Genomic DNA, 950 nt, shown 5'->3' with positions numbered 1-950 from the left:
GAATCGAGAGTGAAGGTCAGCGAAAAGCGGTTTGTAAGACTGTTTTCTCTTTAATTTCAAATAGATAATATAAAGCTTGTCAACGAGGCGCTGTCCGCCAAAAACGTTTGCTCGCGAAAGCCTTGCCAGATCCGGTCTTGAAATATCGCTCGAGTTGCCGTGCGTTGGCCTCGGTTTCAACCGCAATGTAGGTCTTCAGGATTACGGGCAGGTAAGCCTTCGTCGACGTCACATAGCCCAATCGATGCGATTCGAGCCGGCGTCGAAGGTCGTTGGTCGACCCGACATAGACATCGCCGTTACGGAGCTGCAGGAAATAGACGTACCACATGGTCCCCCTACGCTACTTCGCAGCTTCGGGCGACACTCCTACGCCCGAATGCGGTTTCGGGTGGCCTGCCACCCGAAGCCCGCAGGGCGTAGGGTGGCGGAGAGGATGGGATTCGAACCCACGAGAAGCTTTTGACCTCTACTCCCTTAGCAGGGGAGCGCCTTCGACCACTCGGCCACCTCTCCGTTGCGCCGCTGGATAAAGAAAAGCGCCGGCACAATCAACAAGCCCGCGTCATTATGTGGAAAAATATAAGCGCACCGAACCGCAGCTTTCCGCTGATACGGCGGTTCCGCGGCAATTCCCTGGCAGGCGACTCGCGGTCTTGCCATGATTCCGTCGGCCGATCGCCGGATTCGGCCGGAAATGGGCGGTTGCGGCGGGCCTGATGGTTAACGAGAGCTTTCTGAGTGAGGCCAAATCGTGTCATTTGTGCAACAACGCTGGGGGATAGCAGCCGAACTGTCCTTTCGCCGGTACGATCGTGGTTGAACGCCGCCGGCTCATGGGTAATGTCGAATTCGAAGGAGCGGCGCGGTGCGCATCTTTTTCGGTAGTGGGGATGGGGCAGGGAACGCTGTCCTTCAGCAAAGAATACCCAGACCCGTTTTTTAACTTT

The 950-nt window shown here is 56.3% G+C and carries 2 protein-coding genes and 1 tRNA gene; all 3 read right to left on the bottom strand.

The genetic code is table 11. The features are described 5' to 3' along the window. Positions 1-79 precede the first annotated feature (79 nt). Positions 80-331, bottom strand: a complete 252-nt coding sequence (locus tag JT360_RS33185; protein ID WP_214477684.1) for a GIY-YIG nuclease family protein — start codon at positions 329-331, stop codon at positions 80-82. A gap of 94 nt (positions 332-425) precedes the next feature. Continuing rightward, positions 426-516, bottom strand: a tRNA-Ser gene (locus tag JT360_RS33180). A 35-nt stretch (positions 517-551) separates the two neighbouring features. Next, positions 552-950, bottom strand: a 399-nt coding sequence (locus tag JT360_RS33175; RefSeq protein WP_214477682.1) for a hypothetical protein, incomplete at its 5' end; no start/stop codon positions are given.

Origin of the sequence: Mesorhizobium sp. dw_380 (assembly GCF_018588885.1) — a bacterium.
Lineage (GTDB): Bacteria > Pseudomonadota > Alphaproteobacteria > Rhizobiales > Rhizobiaceae > Mesorhizobium.
This window is presented reverse-complemented; position numbering and strand designations above follow the sequence as displayed.